The sequence below is a fragment of the Streptomyces sp. NPDC104381 genome, assembly GCF_055583745.1.
In genome coordinates, this window is sequence record NZ_JBVJNK010000001.1 from 847240 (window position 1) to 866715 (window position 19476).

The window sequence follows — 19476 nt, forward strand, 5'->3', positions numbered from 1 at the left end:
GGAATCTGTGAGCGACAAGAAGAAGATCGTCGTCTTCGACTACGGCTTCGGCAACGTCCGTTCGGCCGAGCGGGCCCTCGCCCACGTCGGCGGGGACGTCGAGATCACCCGCGACTTCGACACCGCGATGAACGCCGACGGGCTGCTCGTCCCCGGCGTCGGCGCCTTCTCGGCCTGCATGGCCGGGCTGAAGGAGGCCCGCGGCGACTGGATCGTCGGCCGCCGGCTCTCCGGCGGCCGCCCCGTCATGGGCATCTGCGTCGGGATGCAGATCCTGTTCGAGCGCGGCATCGAGCACGGCGTCGAGACGGAGGGCCTCGACGAGTGGCCCGGCACCGTCGGACCGCTGGAGGCCGACGTCGTGCCCCACATGGGCTGGAACACCGTAGAGGCACCCGAGGGGTCCCAGCTCTTCGCGGGCCTGGACGCCGACGCCCGCTACTACTTCGTGCACTCCTACGCGGCGCACGACTGGTCCCTCGAAGTGACCAACGCCAAGATCCGTGCCCCCAAGGTCACCTGGGCCACGCACGGAGAGCGGTTCGTGGCCGCCGTCGAGAACGGCGCGCTGTGGGCCACCCAGTTCCACCCCGAGAAGTCCGGCGATGCCGGCGCCCAGCTGCTGACCAACTGGATCGAGACGCTGTAATGCCGAAGCTTGAACTGCTCCCCGCCGTAGACGTCCGCGACGGCCAGGCCGTCCGCCTCGTGCACGGCGAATCCGGCTCCGAGACCTCCTACGGCTCGCCCCTGGAGGCGGCCCTCGCCTGGCAGAGCTCCGGCGCCGAGTGGCTGCACCTCGTCGACCTGGACGCCGCGTTCGGCACCGGCGACAACCGCGCGCTGATCGCCGAGGTCGCCGGCGCCATGGACATCAAGGTCGAGCTCTCCGGCGGCATCCGCGACGACGCCTCCCTGGAGGCCGCCCTCGCCACCGGCTGCCGCCGCGTCAACCTCGGCACCGCCGCCCTGGAGACCCCCGAGTGGGTCGCCAAGGTCATCGCCGAGCACGGCGACAAGATCGCCGTCGGCCTCGACGTCCGCGGCACGACGCTGCGCGGCCGCGGCTGGACCCGCGACGGCGGCGACCTCTACGAGACGCTCGCCCGCCTCGACTCCGAGGGCTGCGCCCGCTACGTCGTCACCGACATCGCCAAGGACGGCACGCTGCAGGGCCCCAACCTGGCCCTCCTGCGGGACGTCTGCGCCGCCACCGACAAGCCCGTCGTCGCCTCCGGCGGTGTCTCTTCGCTCGCCGACCTCCGCGCGATCTCCCTGCTCGTCCCGGAAGGCGTCGAGGGAGCCATCGTCGGCAAGGCGCTGTACGCGAAGGCGTTCACCCTGGAAGAGGCCCTCAAGGCGGTCGCCGGATGACGGACTCCGTACGCCGCGTCTCCTCGGGCGGCCCCTGGGAGGAGAAGGTCGGCTACTCCCGCGCCGTCCAGCTCCCGAACGGACTCGTCCTGGTCTCGGGCTGCACGTCCGTGGTCAACGGCGAGATCTCCGCCGGCGGCCCGTACGAGCAGGCCGTCGCCTCCTTCCAGCTCGCCTTCGACGCCCTGAAGCAGACCGGGCTCGGCCGTGAGGACGTCGTCCGCACCCGGATGTACCTCACCCACGCCCGGGACGTGGAGGAGGTCGGCCGCGCCCACAAGGAGCTTTTCGACGACGTGCGGCCCGCCGCCTCGATGATCATCGTGGCCGGTCTCATCGACCCGAGCCTCGTCGTCGAGGTCGAGGTCGAGGCCTACCGGGCAGGTGCGCGATGACCCTCGCGGTACGCGTCATCCCCTGCCTCGACGTGGACGACGGCCGGGTCGTCAAGGGCGTCAACTTCCAGAACCTGCGCGACGCGGGCGACCCCGTCGAGATGGCCAAGCTGTACGACGCCGAGGGCGCCGACGAGCTGACCTTCCTCGACATCACCGCGTCCAGCGGCGACCGGGAGACGACGTACGACGTGGTGCGCCGCACCGCCGAGCAGGTCTTCATCCCGCTCACCGTCGGCGGCGGGGTCCGCACCCCCGACGACGTGGACAAGCTGCTGCGCGCCGGGGCCGACAAGGTCGGCGTCAACACCGCCGCCATCGCCCGCCCCGACCTCATCCGTGAGATCGCCGAGCGCTTCGGGCGCCAGGTCCTGGTGCTCTCCGTCGACGCCCGCCGCACCCCCGAGGGCACCTTCGAGGTGACCACCCACGGCGGCCGCAGGGGCACCGGCATCGACGCCGTCGAGTGGGCGCACCGGGCGGCCGAGCTCGGCGCGGGCGAGATCCTGCTCAACTCGATGGACGCCGACGGCACGAAGGACGGCTACGACACCGAGATGATCGAGGCGGTACGGGCCCACGTCACCGTCCCCGTCATCGCCTCCGGTGGCGCGGGCCGGCTGGAGGACTTCGCACCGGCCGTCGGCGCCGGAGCCGACGCGGTCCTCGCCGCGTCCGTCTTCCACTTCGGTGACCTGCGGATCTCCGAGGTCAAGGGCGCCCTGCGCGAGGCCGGGCACCCCGTCCGCTGATCCCGGCCGGGGAGGCGCCGGTCGAGAAGACCGGCGATCTCGCCGATGTCCGCCCGGAGGGCGCGCCGCCAGAGTGGCGCCGTCAACGAAATGACGGCGCCACCCACGCGGTGCTCCCCCGAAGGCCCCGGACGACGGGCCCCGGCTGCCGCGGTGGGGTGCGCCTCGACCGAGAGGATCCCCCCTCGTGCAGCAGCACCTCCCCTCCGGCGACATCTCCCCGCGCCGCCACCGGACGTCGAAGAGCCGCGCCCGCACGGTCAAGCTGGCGGTCGCCGCCGCGGCCGCCACCGCCGGTCTGGTCACGGCGCTGATGCCGGGCGCGCAGGCCGCCGACAACCCGTACGAGCGCGGACCGGCGCCGAGCAACGCGAGCATCGAGGCGAGCCGCGGCTCGTACGCCACCTCACAGACGACCGTCTCCTCGCTGAGCGTCAGCGGCTTCGGCGGCGGGACGATCTACTACCCGACGTCCGCGGCCGACGGCACGTTCGGCGCGGTCGTCATCGCGCCCGGTTTCACCGCCTACCAGTCCAGCATCGCCTGGCTGGGGCCGCGCCTGGCCTCGCAGGGCTTCGTGGTGTTCACCATCGACACCAACACCACGGCGGACCAGCCGGCCAGCCGCGGCGACCAGTTGCTCGCCGCGCTCGACTACCTCACGGGGAAGAGCTCGGTCCGCACCCGGATCGACTCCTCCCGGCTCGGCGTCATGGGCCACTCCATGGGCGGCGGCGGCACGCTGGAGGCCGCTAAGGACCGTCCGTCGCTGCGGGCGGCGATCCCGCTGACCGGCTGGAACACGGACAAGACCTGGCCCGAGGTGAAGACGCCGACCCTGGTGATCGGGGCGGACGGCGACACGGTCGCGCCCGTGGCCACCCACTCGGAGCCGTTCTACACCTCGCTGCCGAGCTCGCTGGACAAGGCGTACCTGGAGCTGCGGGGGGCCACCCACTTCACCCCGAACAGCTCGAACACGACGATCGCGAAGTACAGCATCTCGTGGCTGAAGCGCTTCATCGACAAGGACACCCGCTACGAGCAGTTCCTCTGCCCGCTGCCGTCGACGAGCCTGACGATCGCCGAGTACCGGGGCAACTGCCCGCACACCTCCTGACGACGGGGAGCCGGGGCCGGGCCGCGCGTACCGCGGTCCGGCCCCTCCGTCCGTCCGGCCCCTCCGTCCGTCCGGCCCCTCCGTCCGTCCGGGGGGTCAGTCCCGCGCGAGGAAGTCCGCGACGGCGCCCGCGAATCCGGGGTCGCGGACCGCCGTCAGATGGTCCCCCGGCAGCACGGCCAGCTCCGCCCCCGCGATCGCCGAGGCCAGCACCTCGGGCCGGGTCGCGAGGGGGTCGTCCGCGCCGGCGAGCACCAGCGTCGGGACCGTGATCCGGTCCAGCGGCAGCGCGTCCCGGTGCACCGCCCGGATCTGCGCGGCCAGCGCCAGCCGGTCGCCACCCGCCGTGTCGGCCAGCACCCGGAAGGCCCGGGTCCGTTCGGGCGCGTCCGCCGCGTCGTCGGCCGTCAGAGCCGCCGAGACCAGCTCGGGGGGTATCACCCGGGTGTCCAGACCGCCCACCTCCACCGCGCCCGCCCCGATCCCTCCGGCCACCAGACGACTGACGCGGGTGTCCGCCGCCGCGGCCAGGACCGCCACCACCGCGCCCATGGAATACCCCACGAGATGCACGCGGTCCGCGCCGATCCGGTCGAGGAGCAGGCGGACGTCACGGGCCATCAGCGACTCGCCGTAGTACGTGTCGTCGTGCGGCCCGTCCGACTCGCCGTGGCCCCGCGCGTCCAGGGCGTACACCCGGCGGCCCCGCGCCACGAGCGCCTCGACGACGCCGGGGCCCTCCCAGTTCAGCCGGGCGTGCGCGGCGAAGCCGTGCAGCAGCACCACCGGAGGCAGGGCGCCGTCCGGGTCCCGCGACCAGGACCAGCAGCGCAGGGTCAAACCGTCGTGTGTACGCAATTCATCAGTCATGCACCGACGTTACGGGCGGCCGCCGTACGGCGGGCCGGGTCTGTGCCCCCGCACAGCACCGGCGCCGTTCCGTTGGGAGCCCGCACCGCTCGGGCCCGCCCGGGAACCGGGAGCGGACGCGAGCCTTCCGACGCTGTTTACGCGGAAGTAACGTGCAGGCGTGACCTCATCGACGACCGTGCACAGTCCGCTCCGGCTGTACGGCCGCAGCGGTGAACTGGCTATCCTGGAAACCCTGTTGGAGCGACTGCGGGCAGGGGGCGGCGGAGCGCTCGTGCTGACCTCGCCGCCCGGCCTCGGCCGCACCGCCCTGCTGCGGCGGACCGCCGCCCACTACCTCGGACGGCACGGCGGACCCGTCCTGTACGCCGCCGCGGCCCCCGCCGAACAGCGGCTGCCCTACAGCGGGCTGCACGCCCTGCTCTGTTCCGCCCCCGGACCGCTGCCCGTCGCGCCCGACACGGTCCTGGGCTCCGGCATCACCCCGGGCGCGCTGCTCGGACTGCTGCGGGGGCTTGGGGCCGAACGGCCCCTGCTGGTCTGCGTGGACGACGCGCACGCCTGGGACCCCGACTCCCGCGCGGCCCTCGGCTTCGCCGCCCGCAGACTGGGTGCGGGCAGCCGTGTCGCCGTGGTGCTCGGCGCCGCCGACGAGACCGCCTTCGCCGGACTGCCCGCGCTGCGCCTCGGGCCGCTCGACGACGACGCGGCGGCCGCGCTCCTGGACCGGCTCACCGACGGCACGGCCGAGGTCGACCCCGTCGTACGCGGCGAACTCCTGCGCGAGGCCGCGGGCAACCCCCGCCTGCTGGCGGGACTGGCCGGCCGGCTCACGCCCGGCCAGCTGGCCGGGCGCACCGCGCTGCCCTACCCGCTCCCCGGCGCCGAGAGCGTCCTCGACGCCCACGCCGAGCACCTCGACGGGCTGTCGCCCGACACCCGCACCCTGCTCCTGCTGGCCGCCGCCGCGGAGGAGCACGAACCGGACGGGGCCGGCGCCGACGCGGCCCTGCTGCTGCGGGCGGGTGCCCGGGCCGGACTGTCCCCGGCCCACCTCGACCGGGTCCTCCTCGCACCCGCCGGCACCGCAGGCGCCCTCCAACGGGCGGGCAGCCGCGTGCACTTCAGCCATCCGCTGCTGCGCCGCGCGGTCCTGCACCGGGCGCCCCCGGCCCGCCGCCGCGCCGTGCACGAACTGCTCGCCGCGCTCCTCACCGGACCCGGTCAGGCCCCGCCGGCCGCGCTCGTCCAGCGGGCCTGCGCCGCCCCCGGGCCGGACGCCGCCCTCGCCGCACAGCTGGAGAGGGCCGCCGCCGCCCCGCGCCCGCACGGCGAACGCTCGGCCGCGCTGGCCCGGGCCGCCGCGCTCTCCACGGACGAGACCCTGCGCGCCGCACGGTTCACCGCCGCCGCCGAGCAGGCCCGGCTGGCCGGCGACACCGGCCGGGCCCGCGCCATGCTCGCCCGCGTCGGTCCCCACCCCGCCGGCGGCGCCGCCCCGTACGTACGCGGCATGCTCGCCCTGCGCGACGAACCGGTCGCCGACGCCCGCGAGGCGCTCCTGGCCGCGGCGGAGCTCCTCGCCCCGCACGACCCGCGCCGCACCCTGGACGCCCTGTTCGGCGCCGCGGAGGCGGCGTGGGCCATGGGGGACGCCATCGCGTACCTGGACGCCATGAACCGCGTCCCCGTCGCCGCGGCCGACCGGTCCATGGCGCAGTACCGCGCCGGGATGTGCGCCGTGCTCGCCGGGCACCCCGACCGGGGCCACGCCCTCCTGCGGTGCTGCCTGGACTCCGCCGACCGTGCCGAGGACGCCGGGGAACTCCTGCGGGCCGGGGCCTCGGCCCTGGTGCTGGGCGAGGTGGACGCGGCCTGCCGGGCCGGGGCCCGCGCCCTCGCCGTCGTACGCGTCAGGGGCCCCGAAGCCCTGCTGCCGCACGCCCTGGAGCAGCTCGCCTACGCCGAACTGCGCGCCGGGCAGCACGCCAGGGCGCGGGCCCACGCGCTGGAGGGGCTGCACGCGGCCCGCCGTACCGGGCAGCGGAACTCCGCCACCCATCTGCACGCCGTGCTCGCGCTCGCCGCCTCGGTGGAGGGCCCCGCCGAGGCGTGCGCCGCCCACGCCGACGCGGCACTGGCAGGGGCGGGTCCGCACGGCCTGGCCCAGGCGGCCATGCTCGCGACCTGGGCGGTCGCCCGCGCCGATCTGGCGGCCGGACGGCCGGGCGAGGCGGCGGCCAGGCTGGGCCCGCTGGTCAGACCCGGGCCAGGGACGGGCCACTTCGCCACCCGGATGCTCGCCGTGCCCTGCTACGTCGAGGCGATGGCGCTCTCCGGCCGGGCGGACGAGGCGGCCGGTGAACTGGACGCCGCCGTCGATGAGTTCGCCCTGTGGACCGCGCGGACGACCGACCCCCAGGTCCCCGCCCAGCTGGCCCGCTGCCGCGCCCTGCTGGCACCGCCCGAGGAGGCCGCCGCCCGGTACGAGGAGGCGCTGGCCCATCACGACCGCGCGGGCGGCGACTTCGAGCGGGCGCGCACCCGGCTGCTCCAGGGCCAGCTGCTGCGCCGTCTGCGCCGTACCCGCGAGGCACGCGGGCCGCTGCGTGACGCGCTGGTCGCCTTCGAACGGTGCTCCGCCCGCGTCTGGGCGGACCGGGCCGGCGGCGAACTGCGGGCCGCCGGGGAGTCGGTGGACGTGCCGGACCGGAGCGGCCCGGGGCCGCTGGCCGGGCTGACTCCGCAGCAGCAGCGGATCGCGCGCTGCGTGGCGGAGGGCGCCACCAACCGTGAGGTGGCGGTGCGGCTCTCGGTGAGCCCGCGGACCGTCGACCACCACCTCCGCAACGTCTTCGCCGCGCTCGGGGTCCGCTCCAGGATCGAGCTCGCACGGCTGCTGGACGGCGGGCGCGGGCCGGGGTTGCAGGACCGTGATGAGAAGAACCGCGCAGACCCCTAGGTACCGACCGGGCGGTATGCCATTCTGCGGTCGTCAGGATCGATGGTGTGCGCCGGCCCGGCTGCGGGCCGGGCGTGCACCGGGGCCGGCCCGTCCGCGGCCGGCCGATTCCCGGTGGAGGCCGCCATGCCACAGGTCGTACGTTCACGGATCAGGGCGCCGCACGGACCGCCGTCCGCGACGCCGCTGCCGAACCGGGCCCGCTCCCTGGCCGACCGTGAGGCCGTGGCCGTGCTCCACCGGGCGGCCCGGGTGCTGCTGGAGGCGCTGCCGGAACTCACGGACCGGCTGGTCGAGGCGCTGCGCGAGCAGGAGCCCGCCTACCGCGCCGCGATGGAGACCGAGCCCGCCGAGATCTGGCAGGAGGTCCACCGCTCGCTGCGGCACAACGTCGCCTCCCTCATCCAGCCCCGCGAGTTCCGGGAGGCCGCCCACCGCACCTCGCGGTGGATCGGCGAGACCAGGGCCGAGCAGGGCGTACCGCTCGACGCGGTCATGCACGCCTTCCGGATGGGCGGGGCGATGGTCTGGCAGGACCTGGTCGACGACACGGCCCGGCGCCACCCCGAGGACACCCGGCTGCTCGTCCATGTCGCCGCGGACGTCTGGAACTTCGTCGACGAGCACTGCGCCGTGGTGGCCGAGGCGTACCGGCAGGCCGAGCGGCGGCTCTCCTGGCGCCGCGAGAACCAGCAGCGCCTGATGACGGCCGCCCTGCTGGACGGCACCGCCCGGATCGCGGACCTGCCGGACGCCGCCGCGATGCTGGACCTTCCGGTGCGGGGCCGGTACGCCGTGCTCGCGGTCGCCGGTGCCCGCCGGGCCCCGCACGGCACCGGCCGGCCGCCGCTGACCCTGCCCGAGGGGACACCCGCCCTCTGGCACCGGGCGGGCGAGGTGGAGCTGGCGATCCTGCCGCTGGGGGCGGTCCCGGTGGAGGCCGAGCCGGATCCCTCGGGCGACGGCGACACCAGGCCCGCGCCCGTCCCGGCAGCCGACGGCGAACTCGCCGCGCTCGCCGACGGCCTGACGGTGCCTCCGGGTGCCCGGGCCGGCATCAGCTCCGTGGTCGACGGGCTCGCCCGTGTCGGTGACGCGCGGCGCCTCGCCGAGACGGCGCTGCGCGCCTGCCCGGCGTCCGGGGGCACCGTCCTGCTCGACGAGCACCTGCCCGCGGCGCTCGTCGTGTCCTCGCCCGGGCTCGGAACCGCGCTCGCCGACCGGGTCCTCGGTCCGCTCGACCGGCTCGACCCGGCGGACCGCGACGTGCTCATCGAGACGCTGACCGCGTGGCTCGACTCGGACGGCTCGGCGCAGCGGGCCGGCGCGAGGCTGTACTGCCACCGCAACACCGTGCTGAACCGGCTGCGGCGGTTCGAGCAGCTGACGGGGCGCTGTCTGACGCGGCCGTCGGACGCGGTGGAGGTGTCACTGGCGCTCGCGGCCCGGCGGCTGCTGGCCGGCTGAGCCGCCCCGACCGCCGTACGGGGAAAGGGGATCCGACCTTCCGGGGAGGACGTGCGGAGAGGTGAAGTTAGGGTAACCTAACTTCACCTCCCGGCGGTCCGAGGGCCGTGGAGGGCCGACCACACGAGAGGCGGACCGCGCATGTCCCCGACGGACGGAACCGCCCGCCATGTCCAGGGGGACGCGGAGTGGGTGACCACACGCGACGGGCGCACCCTGCACGCCATGGTCCTCCCGGGGCCCGGTGCCGGGGACGGAGCCCCCACCGTCGTCTTCGAGGCGGGAGCGGCGGCCACCCGCTCCTCCTGGGCGCTGGTGCAGCCCGCCGTGGGCGGCTGGGCGCGGGCCGTCGTCTACGACCGTGCCCAGCCCGCCGTGGGCGGCTGGGCGCGGGCCGTCGTCTACGACCGTGCCGGACTCGGCCGCAGCCCCGCCGACCCCGGCTCCCGGACGCTGCACCGCATGGCGGACGACCTGGAGGACCTGCTCGACCACTTCGGGCCCGGACCGTTCGTCCTCGTCGGGCACAGCGCGGGCGGGCCGCTCGTACGCCTCACCGCCTCCAGGTGCCGCGACCGGATCCGCGGCCTGGTCCTCGTCGACCCCACCGACGAGGGCGCCGACCTGCTGTTCCGCGCCCCCTTCCGCCGGGCGGAGCGCGTCGTCATCGCGGTCAACCTGCTACTGGCCCGCCTCGGACTGCTCGGCCGCCTGTACCGCTCGGTCGCCGCGCCACTGCCCGAGGACGCGCGCCACGACATGGCGCGCGACGGATTCACCGTCGGCCTCGTGCGGACTCACCGCGCCCAGGCCCGCACGTATCTCGACGAACTCGCCGCCTTCCGCACCACCCCGCCCGACCTGACCGGCGTCCCCGTCACCGTCATCTCCGGCGGCCTGACGGGGAACGGCATGAACCGGGCGGTACGCCGGGCCGCCAACGAGGCGCACGCCCGCTCGGCCGCCGCGGCGTCCCCCGGCAGGCACGTGATCGCCACCCGCTCCGGCCACTACGTCCCCGTCACCGAACCGGACGTGATCGCCGAGGAGATCGGACGGCTCGCCGTCGGACGCCCGGCCGCCGAGGACGAACCCGCCCCCTGACGGAGGGCTCCCGGCGGCGGCCCCTGTGCCGGCGCACAGTCCCGCGCCGGGCGGGCTGTACCGGTGCCGCGTCCCGCCCCGGCCCCCTGTGCCGCCTCCGCCCCGGCTGATGCCATGGCGCGCATGTCCCCAACTGCCCCTCTCGGAGCCGTACCGGCGGAGCGAACCCGGTGAACGGCGTGATCGACGCCCGGTCCCTCGCCGTGGTCATCTTCCTCGGCTTCGTCGCCGTGTCCCTGCTGCTGTGCGGCCTCGCCGCGGCCGACCAGGACGATCCGGAGCACTTCTACGCCGGCGGCGCCACCCTCGGCCCCGCCGCCGCCGGGCTGGCCATCGCCGGGGACTACGTCTCCGCCGCCACCCTGCTCTCCACCACCGGGTCCGTCGCGCTCGCCGGGTTCGACGGCCTGCTCTTCGCCCTGGCCACCGTCGCCTCACTGGTCCTGGTCATGCGGCTCTTCGCCGAACGGCTGCGCCGCCGGGGCGTGTTCACCATGGGGGACTTCCTCGCGGACCGGCTCGGCGACGGGTCCGTGCGCCGGGCGCTCGGCGTGGCCACCCTCGTCGTACTGGCCCCTCTGCTCCTCGTGCAGCTCACCACCGCCGGCCGTGTCATGACCGCCATGTTCGGGCTGCCCGACGGCGCCCTCACCGGCTGCACCGTCGCCAGCGGCGCGCTGATGGTCTGCTACTCGGCGTTCGGCGGGATGCGTGGCACCGGCTACATCCAGATCCTCAAGGTGGCCGTCGTCCTCGGCGCGGTCACCCTGCTCGCGGGGCTCGTCCTGGCGCGCTTCGACTGGTCCCCGTTCGCCCTCTTCGACGCCGCGCGGGCGGGCAGCGGTGCCGGCGGCGACTACGCGCGCCCCGGGCTCCAGTTCGGCCACGGGATCACGGGCGGGCTCGACCTGATCGGCTTCCAGGCCACCCTCGTGCTCGGCGCCGCCTGCATGCCGCACATCATGATGCGGCTCCACCCCCTCCGTGACGCCTGGACCGCCCGCCGGGCCGGAGTCTGGGCCGTGGGCCCCGTCGCCCTGCTGTGCGCCGGCATCGTCGTCGTCGGCCTCGGCGCCTCCGCCCTCGTGGGGCGTGACCTGCTGTACGCCGCCGACCCGGCCGGCGGCACCTCCCTGCTGATGGTGACCAGCGCCCTCGACCCGGCTGCGGCCGGCCCACGGGACAGCCCCCTGTTCGCGCTCGTGGCCTGCGCCGCGTTCGCCACGACCCTGGCCGCGGTCGCCGGGATCACCCTGGCCGCCGCCTCCTCCGTGGCCCGCGACTTCGCCGTGACGTCGGGCGCGCAGGGCGAGGGCAGGGCCTCGGCCAGGGAGATCCGGCGTGCCCGCTGGTCCGTCGCCGGCATCGGGGCGCTCGCCGTGCTCCTGTCGGCGTACACCCACGACCGCAACCCGCAGGTGCTGCTCTCCCTGTCGTTCGCGGCCGCCGCCTCGATCCTGCCGCCCGTCCTGCTCCACGCCCTGTTCCGGCCGCGCTTCGGCGCACGGGGGGTGCGGTGGACCGTCTACGGGACGCTCCCGCTGATCGGGGTCCTGATGGTCCTGTCACCGGCGTTCTCCGGCACGCCCGTCGCGCTCTTCCCGGAGTGGGACTTCGCGGTCTTCCCGCTCCAGACCCCGGGCCTGGTCACCATCCCGGCGGGCTTCCTCCTCGGGCTGCTGGGACAGGGCCCGGACCCGGACGCCGCACCGGGCGACGGCCACCGGACCCGCCGACGCCCCGCACGCGCCCGCGGCTGAGCGGCCCCGTCGGCCGGGCTACAGGCCGAGCTCGGCCGTGTGCAGCCGGGCCAGCGCGTCCTTGTCGCCCTCCAGCTCCACCCGCGCCGCGTCCTGCCGCCCCGCGGCGAACAGCAGCAGCTCACCCGGCTCCCCGGTGACCGTCACCACCGGGGTGCCCTTGTGGGCCACCGCCGTCTGGCCGTCCGGGCGCCGCAGCACCAGACCCACCGGGGCCCGGCGGCCCAGCATCCGCGCCGTCTTCTCGGTGCGCGCCCACAGCACGTCGGCGAACACCGGATCCAGGTCCCGCTGCGACCAGTCGGGCTGGGCCCGGCGCACGTCCTCCGCGTGGATGTAGAACTCGACGGTGTTGGCCGCCTCGTCCAGCTGCTTCAGCCCGAAGGGCGACATCCGGGGCGGACCCGTACGGATGAGCTGGATCAGCTCCTCGTACGGCTTGGCGGCGAACTCGGCCTGGACCCGCTCCAGCCGGTTCTTCAGGGCGCCCACCAGAATCCCGCCCGCGGCGTCCGCGCGGCGTTCCCGCACCACGACATGGGCGGCCAGGTCACGGGTCTTCCAGCCGTTGCACAGGGTCTGGGCTTCGGGGCCCGCCGCTTCCAACAGGTCGGCGAGCAGAAGACGTTCACGCTTCGCATGGGTCGACATGCCCGCCAGCGTACGGCCGCCGCCCCTGGTCCGCCCAGTGGACGCACGGCCGGACGGCCCCCTCCGGCGCGGCACAATGGGGCCCATGACCAGCACGCCCGGCTCCCCGCCCGCCAGCAATCTCGACCCGGCCGTCGCCGCCCGCCTCAAGCGCGGCCCCGACGGGCTGTTCCCGGCCATCGCCCAGCAGCACGACACGGGCGAGGTGCTCATGCTCGGCTGGATGGACGACGAGGCGCTGCACCGCACCCTCACCACGGGCCGCTGCACCTACTGGTCCCGCAGCCGCCAGGAGTACTGGGTCAAGGGGGACACCTCCGGTCACACCCAGCAGGTGATGTCGGTCGCGCTGGACTGCGACGCCGACACCGTCCTGGTGAAGGTCGACCAGACGGGTGCCGCCTGCCACACCGGCGCGCGCACCTGCTTCGACAAGGACGTCCTCCCGCTCACCGCGCCCCGATAAGGTCAGCCGCCATGGATCTCGACACGTTCCGCAAGCTCGCCGTCGACCGCCGTGTCATCCCCGTCAGCCGCCGGCTCCTCGCGGACGGCGACACCCCGGTCGGGCTCTACCGCAAGCTCGCCGCCGAACGCCCCGGCACCTTCCTCCTGGAATCCGCGGAGAACGGCCGCACCTGGTCCCGCTACTCCTTCATCGGGGTACGCAGCGCCGCCACCCTGACCTCCCGCGACGGCGAGGCCCACTGGCTCGGCACCCCGCCCGTCGGCGTCCCCGTCGACGGCGACCCGCTGCACGCGCTCCGGGCCACCGTCGAGACCCTGCACACCCCGCGCGACCTGGTCGGCGACGGCGACGACGGCTTGCCGCCGTTCACCGGCGGCATGGTCGGCTACCTCGGCTACGACGTCGTACGCCGGCTGGAGCGGATCACCGAGCACGGTGTGGACGACCTCGAACTCCCCGAGCTCACGATGCTGCTCACCTCGGACCTCGCCGTGCTCGACCACCAGGACGGCACCGTCCTGCTGATCGCCAACGCGATCAACCACAACGACCTGGACACCGGCGTCGACGAGGCGTACGGGGACGCGGTCGCCCGCCTGGACGCCATGGAGCGCGACCTCTCCCGGCCCGTGGAGAACGCCCCCGCCGCCCTGCCGCCCTCCGAGCTCCCGCCGTACACCGCGCTCTGGGGCGGCCAGGCGTTCATGGACGCCGTCGAGGACGTCAAGGAGCGCATCAGGGCCGGCGAGGCCTTCCAGGTCGTCCCCTCCCAGCGCTTCGAGACGCCCTGCACGGCGAGCGCCCTGGACGTCTACCGGGTGCTGCGCGCCACCAACCCGTCGCCGTACATGTACCTCTTCCGCTTCGACGGCTTCGACGTCGTCGGCTCCAGCCCGGAGGCGCTCGTCAAGGTCGAGGACGGCCGGGCGATGGTCCACCCCATCGCCGGGACCAGGCACCGCGGCGCCACCCCGCAGGAGGACCAGGCGCTCGCCGACGAGCTCCTCGCCGACCCCAAGGAACGCGCCGAGCACCTGATGCTCGTCGACCTGGGCCGCAACGACCTGGGGCGGGTCTGCGAGCCGGGCAGCGTCGAGGTGGTCGACTTCATGTCCGTCGAGCGGTACTCGCACGTGATGCACATCGTCTCCACCGTCACCGGCCGCGTCGCCGAGGGCCGCACCGCCTTCGACGTCCTCACCGCCTGCTTCCCCGCGGGCACCCTCTCCGGCGCCCCCAAGCCGCGCGCCCTGCAGATCATCGAGGAGCTCGAACCCAGCCGCCGCGGACTGTACGGCGGCTGCGTCGGCTACCTCGACTTCGCCGGGGACTCCGACACCGCCATCGCCATCCGGACCGCCCTGCTGCGCGACGGCACCGCGTACGTCCAGGCCGGCGCGGGCATCGTCGCGGACTCCGACCCGGTCGCGGAGGACACGGAGTGCCGGAACAAGGCCGCCGCGGTCCTGCGCGCCGTGCATACGGCGAACCGCCTCCCGTCCGCCGGAGCCGGTAAGGGATAGTGGAGTACGTGAGTGCCGTCCCCGTACCCCAGCCCCGTGCCCGCGCCGCCTCCGCGTCCGACAGCGCCGGAAGCCGCCGAAGCCTGGCCGCCGGTCTGCTCCTCGGGGCGGCCGGCGCCACCGTCGTCCTCCTCGCCTCCGGGCAGACCTGGGCCGAGGGCAAGGCGTCGGTCGGCGGCGGCACGCTTCCGCTCACCGCCGACGGCCAGGACGTCACCGGCCTCCCGGCGGCCCTGGCGGTCGTCGGCCTGGCCGCCCTCGTCGCCGTCTTCGCGGTCCGAGGCGGCGGCCGCCTGATCGTCGCCGCGCTGCTGGCCCTCAGCGGCCTCGGCGCGGGCCTCAGCGCCTACACCGGCGCTTCGGACAGTGCGGCCCTGGACGAGCGGGCCGCTCAGACCACGGGCAACACCGCGGCCACCGTCGGCGCCCTCAGCCACACCGCCTGGCCCTACGTCACCGCGGCCGGCGGACTGCTCATCCTGCTCGCCGGACTGCTCGCCCTGCGCTACGGCAGCCGCTGGCCCGCCATGTCGGGACGGTACGAGCGCGACGGCACCCCCCGCCCCCGCAAGGCCCCCCGCACCGCCCCGGACCCCGAACGGCCCGAGGAACTGTGGAAGGCCCTCGACCGCGGCGAGGACCCGACGCGCGAGGCATGACCCCCAGCCTCACGTCCCCCGGCGCGTACGGGACAATGGCGGTGAGCTTTCCCAGCGATACCTTCAGCGCAACACCAACTAGGAGCAACTCATGGCGGGCAGCAGCCACGGACACACCCCGGCCGCCTGGACCGGTGTCATCATCTCCTTCATCGGCTTCTGCATCGCGGGCCTCTTCATGGTCGCGGCGAACACGCTCGGCTTCTGGGCCGGTATCGGCGTCACCATCCTCGGCGGTGTCGTCGGTCTCGTGATGAAGATGGCCGGCCTCGGCATGCCGAAGGAGTCCGCCGAGATGGCGGCCGCCAGGGCCCGCGCCTCCCAGGCTCAGATCACGGCCTGAACAGGCACCCGGGGGCCCCGGCAGGTGCCGGGGCCCGGGACACGACGCGAGGCGCGGCCCGGACCGGGCTGCGCCTCTCCTCATGAGCGGGGACAATCGGCGCGTGGACGCCTCAGCCTCTCCCGCAGCCGCCGCCCCGGACCCCGTACCCGCCCCTCCGGGCCCGGCCCCCGCACCCCCGCCCGGTCCCGGTCTGCCGGCCCCCGCCCCGCGCCCGCTCCTCCGCCGGCTGGCCACGCCCGTCGGTGTCATGGCCGCCGTCGTCGGAGCCTTCGGTTACGTCGCCACGGTCGACCCCAACGAACCGGGCCACTACCCGGTCTGCCCCATGCTCCGGTTCACCGGGGTGTTCTGCCCCGGCTGCGGAGGGCTGCGCAGCGCCCACGCCTTCGCCCACGGAGACCTGGCCACGGCCCTCGGGGCCAACGCCCTGGCCGTCGTCGGCTACGCCGTCTTCGCGGCGGTCTGGCTGCTCTGGACGGTCCGCGCGAGCCGGGGCCGCCCGATGCGGATCGCGATCGCGCCCGGCTACTGGTGGGGCGTCGGCGCGGTGCTGCTGGTCTTCTCCGTGGTCAGGAACCTCCCCTTCGGTTCGGCGCTGGCTCCGTGAATGACCAGGTAGTGGGACGTCAGGGCGGCGGATGCGGGCCCTGAGCCATCCTGCGGATACCATCGAGATGGCTGATCCTGTACCCATCACCGCTTCGGAAGGGGGCCGCTCGCGTGAGTGTGCTCGACGAGATCATTGACGGCGTCCGCGCCGACCTCGCGGAGCGGCAGGCGCGTGTCAGCCTCGACGAGCTCAAGGAACGCGCCGCGCGCGCTCCCCAGGCCAAGGACGGAGTCGCCGCCCTGCGCGGCGAGGGTGTGACCGTCATCTGCGAGGTCAAGCGCTCCAGCCCCTCCAAGGGGGCCCTGGCCGCCATCGCCGACCCGGCCGCGCTCGCCGCGGACTACGAGGCCGGCGGGGCGTCCGTCATCTCGGTCCTCACCGAGGAGCGCCGCTTCGGCGGTTCGCTCGCCGACCTGGAGGCGGTCCGCGCCAAGGTCGACATCCCGGTCCTGCGCAAGGACTTCATCGTCACCTCCTACCAGCTCTGGGAGGCACGGGCCTACGGCGCCGACCTCGCTCTGCTGATCGTGGCCGCACTCGACCAGGAGGCCCTCGTCTCCCTCATCGAGCGCGCCGAGTCGATCGGCCTGACGCCGCTCGTCGAGGCCCACGACGAGGAGGAGGCGGAGCGCGCCGTGGACGCCGGGGCGAAGATCATCGGTGTCAACGCGCGCAACCTCAAGGACCTCAAGGTCGACCGCTCCACCTTCGAGCGCGTCGCCCCCGAGATCCCGGACCACATCGTCAAGGTCGCCGAGTCCGGCGTCCGCGGCCCGCACGACCTCATCGCCTACGCCAACGCCGGCGCCGACGCGGTGCTGGTGGGCGAGTCCCTGGTCACCGGCCGCGCCCCCCGGGCAGCCGTCGCCGACCTGGTCGCCGCCGGCGCCCACCCGGCGCTCCGGCACGGACGGGGCTGACCCCGCCCGTGACCGCCGACCGTCCCGCCGCCCGCATCCGGCCGGGCCTGCGCCCCGCCGGGGCGCAGGCCCGGGACCCGCACGCGCCGCTGGCGCGCGGCTGCCGCCCCCGCGGCTGCCGCGCTCCCGCCCGCCGTGTGCACGGCCGGCGCGTGCGGTACGTCATCGGTGACGAGCCGGGACAGGTCAACGGCATGCGATGGCGCACGGGGTCCGCGCCGTAGCGAGCCCCGGCCGCCGGTCCCCGCCGTACAGGGGGACCCGTACGCCTCACCGCACCGACCGTCCACCGGTCGGCGTGGCGCTCCGCTCATGGCGCATACGGTGACATCACCCGTTGCGATTCGAGGAGCACGTCGCATGTCGTCCGACTTCTTCATCCCGGACCCCGAGGGTCTGATCCCCAGCGCCGAGGGCTATTTCGGCGCGTTCGGTGGCAAGTTCATCCCGGAGGCGCTCGTCGCCGCCGTGGACGAGGTCGCCGTCGAGTACGACAAGGCCAAGGCCGACCCGGCCTTCGCCGCCGAGCTCAACGCGCTCATGGTCGACTACACCGGCCGTCCCAGCGCGCTGACCGAGGTCGCGCGCTTCGCCGAGCACGCCGGGGGCGCCCGCGTCTTCCTCAAGCGCGAGGACCTCAACCACACCGGCTCGCACAAGATCAACAACGTGCTCGGCCAGGCCCTGCTCACCAAGCGCATGGGCAAGACCCGCGTCATCGCGGAGACCGGAGCGGGCCAGCACGGTGTCGCCACCGCCACCGCCTGCGCGCTCTTCGGGCTCGAGTGCACCATCTACATGGGCGAGATCGACACCGAGCGGCAGGCGCTGAACGTGGCGCGGATGCGGATGCTCGGCGCCGAGGTCGTCGCGGTGAAGTCCGGCTCCCGGACCCTCAAGGACGCCATCAACGAGGCGTTCCGCGACTGGGTCGCCAACGTGGACCGCACCCACTACCTCTTCGGCACGGTCGCCGGGCCGCACCCCTTCCCGGCGATGGTCCGCGACTTCCACCGGGTGATCGGTGTGGAGGCCCGCCGCCAGATCCTGGAGCGCACCGGCCGGCTGCCGGACGCCGCGGTCGCCTGCGTCGGCGGCGGCTCCAACGCCATCGGCCTCTTCCACGCCTTCATCGGCGACGAGGACGTCCGGCTGGTCGGCTGCGAGCCCGCGGGGCACGGAGTGGAGACCGGCGAGCACGCGGCCACCCTGACCGCGGGCGAGCCCGGGATCCTGCACGGCTCACGCAGCTACGTCCTCCAGGACGAGGAGGGCCAGATCACCGAGCCCTACTCGATCTCGGCCGGACTCGACTACCCGGGCATCGGCCCGGAGCACGCCTACCTCAAGGACGTCGGCCGGGGCGAGTACCGCGCCGTCACCGACGACGCCGCCATGCAGGCGCTGCGCCTCCTCTCCCGCACCGAGGGGATCATCCCGGCCATCGAGAGCGCGCACGCGCTGGCCGGGGCCCTGGAGGTCGGACGGGAGCTCGGCGAGGACGGGCTGATCCTGATCAACCTGTCCGGCCGCGGCGACAAGGACATGGACACCGCAGCGCGGTACTTCGGGCTGTACGACGCCGACGCGGTCGTCGAGGCCGATGTCGCCGACGGAGAGGAAGAGGTCACCAAGTGAGCGGCAACCGAGAGCTTCTCGAATCGACGCTGGCACGGACGGCCTCCGAGGACCGCGCGGCGCTCATCGCCTACCTTCCCGGCGGCTTCCCGACCGTGGACGGCGGGATCGCGGCCGTCAAGGCGGCCGTCGCGGGCGGCGCCGACGTCATCGAGGTGGGCCTCCCGCACAGCGACCCGGTGCTCGACGGACCGGTCATCCAGACCGCCGACGACATCGCGCTGCGCGGCGGGGTGAAGATCGCCGACATCATGCGCACGGTCCGCGAGGCGCACGAGGCGACGGGCGCCCCGATCCTCGTCATGACGTACTGGAACCCCATCGACCGGTACGGCGTGGAGCGCTTCACCGCCGAGCTCGCAGAGGCGGGCGGCGCCGGGTGCATCCTGCCCGACCTGCCGGTCCAGGAGTCCGGCCTGTGGCGGGAGCACGCCGACAAGCACGGTCTGGCCACCGTCTTCGTCGTCGCCCCGAGCAGCAGGGACGAGCGCCTCGCCACCATCACGGCGGCAGGCTCCGGGTTCGTGTACGCCTCCTCGCTGATGGGCGTCACCGGCACCCGCGAATCGGTCGGCGAGCAGGCCCAGGACCTGGTGCGGCGCACCCGGGCCACCACGGACCTGCCCGTCTGCGTGGGCATCGGCGTGTCCACGGCCGACCACGGCCGGCAGGTCGCGGGCTTCGCCGACGGGGTGATCGTCGGCTCGGCCTTCGTCAAGCGGATGCTGGACGCCCCGGACGAGGCCGCCGGTCTCGCCGCCGTCCAGGCGCTGGCGGGCGAACTGGCCGAAGGCGTTCGAAAGCGCTGACAGCCGGGGTCATCCGTACGGGTGGACCTGGGACCGGGGAGGCGCTG

At 74.7% G+C, this 19476-nt stretch carries 20 protein-coding genes; 18 read left to right on the forward strand and 2 right to left on the reverse strand.

Translation table 11 applies throughout. The features are described from left to right. Positions 1-7 precede the first annotated feature (7 nt). The 5 genes from hisH to bdeA all read left to right on the forward strand — a co-directional run bounded on the left by hisH (position 8) and on the right by bdeA (position 3641). Positions 8-649, forward strand: a complete 642-nt coding sequence (gene hisH, locus ACZ607_RS03815; protein ID WP_469731372.1) for an imidazole glycerol phosphate synthase subunit HisH — start codon at positions 8-10, stop codon at positions 647-649. Beyond that, positions 649-1374, forward strand: coding sequence for a bifunctional 1-(5-phosphoribosyl)-5-((5-phosphoribosylamino)methylideneamino)imidazole-4-carboxamide isomerase/phosphoribosylanthranilate isomerase PriA (priA, locus tag ACZ607_RS03820; protein ID WP_104789850.1), 726 nt, complete (start codon positions 649-651; stop codon positions 1372-1374). The genes hisH and priA overlap by 1 nt, the downstream gene beginning before the upstream one ends. Continuing rightward, positions 1371-1769 (forward strand): RidA family protein, encoded by a 399-nt coding sequence (locus ACZ607_RS03825; protein WP_469731374.1) that lies wholly within the window; start codon positions 1371-1373, stop codon positions 1767-1769. The genes priA and ACZ607_RS03825 overlap by 4 nt, the downstream gene beginning before the upstream one ends. Continuing rightward, positions 1766-2521 (forward strand): imidazole glycerol phosphate synthase subunit HisF, encoded by a 756-nt coding sequence (hisF, locus tag ACZ607_RS03830; RefSeq protein WP_469731376.1) that lies wholly within the window; start codon positions 1766-1768, stop codon positions 2519-2521. The genes ACZ607_RS03825 and hisF overlap by 4 nt, the downstream gene beginning before the upstream one ends. A gap of 187 nt (positions 2522-2708) precedes the next feature. Next, on the forward strand, positions 2709-3641 hold the full coding sequence (gene bdeA / locus ACZ607_RS03835; protein ID WP_469731378.1) for a bis(hydroxyethyl) terephthalate hydrolase: 933 nt from the start codon (positions 2709-2711) through the stop codon (positions 3639-3641). A 96-nt stretch (positions 3642-3737) separates the two neighbouring features. Here bdeA and ACZ607_RS03840 read toward each other — a convergent pair whose 3' ends face one another. Next, complete coding sequence (locus ACZ607_RS03840) at positions 3738-4511, reverse strand: alpha/beta fold hydrolase (protein ID WP_469731379.1); 774 nt, start codon at positions 4509-4511, stop codon at positions 3738-3740. A 160-nt stretch (positions 4512-4671) separates the two neighbouring features. Here ACZ607_RS03840 and ACZ607_RS03845 point away from each other — a divergent pair, with 160 nt between their 5' ends. The 4 genes from ACZ607_RS03845 (at position 4672) to ACZ607_RS03860 (ending at position 11804) form a co-directional block, all read left to right on the forward strand. After that, positions 4672-7473, forward strand: coding sequence for a helix-turn-helix transcriptional regulator (locus ACZ607_RS03845; RefSeq protein WP_469731381.1), 2802 nt, complete (start codon positions 4672-4674; stop codon positions 7471-7473). A gap of 126 nt (positions 7474-7599) precedes the next feature. Then, the gene (locus ACZ607_RS03850) at positions 7600-8940 is read left to right on the forward strand and encodes a PucR family transcriptional regulator (RefSeq protein WP_469731383.1); all 1341 of its coding nucleotides are present in this window, start codon (positions 7600-7602) and stop codon (positions 8938-8940) included. 141 nt (positions 8941-9081) lie between these two features. After that, positions 9082-10044, forward strand: a complete 963-nt coding sequence (locus ACZ607_RS03855; RefSeq protein WP_469731385.1) for an alpha/beta hydrolase — start codon at positions 9082-9084, stop codon at positions 10042-10044. Between the two features lie 170 nt (positions 10045-10214). Then, positions 10215-11804, forward strand: coding sequence for a sodium/solute symporter (locus ACZ607_RS03860; RefSeq protein WP_469731387.1), 1590 nt, complete (start codon positions 10215-10217; stop codon positions 11802-11804). An 18-nt stretch (positions 11805-11822) separates the two neighbouring features. Here the strand turns inward: ACZ607_RS03860 and ACZ607_RS03865 are convergent, their stop codons facing one another. Further along, positions 11823-12455: a TIGR03085 family metal-binding protein gene (locus tag ACZ607_RS03865; protein WP_469731389.1), complete on the reverse strand. Its 633-nt coding sequence runs from the start codon at positions 12453-12455 to the stop codon at positions 11823-11825. Between the two features lie 85 nt (positions 12456-12540). Between ACZ607_RS03865 and hisI the strand changes: the two genes are divergently transcribed. From hisI to trpA, 9 genes are all read left to right on the forward strand, one after another. Further along, positions 12541-12921 (forward strand): phosphoribosyl-AMP cyclohydrolase, encoded by a 381-nt coding sequence (gene hisI, locus ACZ607_RS03870; RefSeq protein WP_469731391.1) that lies wholly within the window; start codon positions 12541-12543, stop codon positions 12919-12921. Positions 12922-12932: 11 nt separating this feature from the next. Continuing rightward, positions 12933-14447, forward strand: a complete 1515-nt coding sequence (locus ACZ607_RS03875) for an anthranilate synthase component I (protein WP_469731393.1) — start codon at positions 12933-12935, stop codon at positions 14445-14447. Beyond that, positions 14447-15106 carry a TIGR02234 family membrane protein gene (locus tag ACZ607_RS03880; RefSeq protein ID WP_469731395.1) on the forward strand — a complete coding sequence of 220 codons (660 nt, stop codon included), beginning with the start codon at positions 14447-14449 and terminating at the stop codon, positions 15104-15106. The genes ACZ607_RS03875 and ACZ607_RS03880 overlap by 1 nt, the downstream gene beginning before the upstream one ends. 91 nt (positions 15107-15197) lie before the next feature. Further along, on the forward strand, positions 15198-15449 hold the full coding sequence (locus tag ACZ607_RS03885) for an HGxxPAAW family protein (protein WP_469731397.1): 252 nt from the start codon (positions 15198-15200) through the stop codon (positions 15447-15449). Between the two features lie 103 nt (positions 15450-15552). Next, positions 15553-16059, forward strand: coding sequence for a DUF2752 domain-containing protein (locus ACZ607_RS03890; protein ID WP_469731399.1), 507 nt, complete (start codon positions 15553-15555; stop codon positions 16057-16059). Between the two features lie 113 nt (positions 16060-16172). Then, the gene (gene trpC, locus ACZ607_RS03895; protein ID WP_099176197.1) at positions 16173-16982 is read left to right on the forward strand and encodes an indole-3-glycerol phosphate synthase TrpC; all 810 of its coding nucleotides are present in this window, start codon (positions 16173-16175) and stop codon (positions 16980-16982) included. An 8-nt stretch (positions 16983-16990) separates the two neighbouring features. After that, entirely contained in the window at positions 16991-17206 is a 216-nt protein-coding gene (trpM, locus tag ACZ607_RS03900) for a tryptophan biosynthesis modulator TrpM (protein WP_469731401.1), read from the forward strand. Between the two features lie 136 nt (positions 17207-17342). Further along, a complete protein-coding gene (trpB, locus tag ACZ607_RS03905) occupies positions 17343-18620 on the forward strand; it encodes a tryptophan synthase subunit beta (RefSeq protein ID WP_469731403.1) in 1278 nt (425 codons plus the stop codon). Then, positions 18617-19429, forward strand: coding sequence for a tryptophan synthase subunit alpha (gene trpA, locus ACZ607_RS03910; RefSeq protein ID WP_469731405.1), 813 nt, complete (start codon positions 18617-18619; stop codon positions 19427-19429). The genes trpB and trpA overlap by 4 nt, the downstream gene beginning before the upstream one ends. The last annotated feature ends 47 nt before the right edge of the window (positions 19430-19476 follow it).

Excerpts from the sequence above, each read along its gene's own strand:
- priA (WP_104789850.1), top strand. The coding sequence starts at position 649 with ATGCCGAAGCTTGAACTGCTCCCCGCCGTAGACGTCCGCGACGGCCAG.
- ACZ607_RS03825 (WP_469731374.1), top strand. The coding sequence starts at position 1,371 with ATGACGGACTCCGTACGCCGCGTCTCCTCGGGCGGCCCCTGGGAGGAG.
- hisF (WP_469731376.1), top strand. The coding sequence starts at position 1,766 with ATGACCCTCGCGGTACGCGTCATCCCCTGCCTCGACGTGGACGACGGC.
- ACZ607_RS03840 (WP_469731379.1), bottom strand. The coding sequence starts at position 4,511 with ATGACTGATGAATTGCGTACACACGACGGTTTGACCCTGCGCTGCTGG.
- ACZ607_RS03850 (WP_469731383.1), top strand. The coding sequence starts at position 7,600 with ATGCCACAGGTCGTACGTTCACGGATCAGGGCGCCGCACGGACCGCCG.
- ACZ607_RS03855 (WP_469731385.1), top strand. The coding sequence starts at position 9,082 with ATGTCCCCGACGGACGGAACCGCCCGCCATGTCCAGGGGGACGCGGAG.
- ACZ607_RS03865 (WP_469731389.1), bottom strand. The coding sequence starts at position 12,455 with ATGTCGACCCATGCGAAGCGTGAACGTCTTCTGCTCGCCGACCTGTTG.
- hisI (WP_469731391.1), top strand. The coding sequence starts at position 12,541 with ATGACCAGCACGCCCGGCTCCCCGCCCGCCAGCAATCTCGACCCGGCC.
- ACZ607_RS03875 (WP_469731393.1), top strand. The coding sequence starts at position 12,933 with ATGGATCTCGACACGTTCCGCAAGCTCGCCGTCGACCGCCGTGTCATC.
- ACZ607_RS03885 (WP_469731397.1), top strand. The coding sequence starts at position 15,198 with ATGGCGGGCAGCAGCCACGGACACACCCCGGCCGCCTGGACCGGTGTC.
- trpB (WP_469731403.1), top strand. The coding sequence starts at position 17,343 with ATGTCGTCCGACTTCTTCATCCCGGACCCCGAGGGTCTGATCCCCAGC.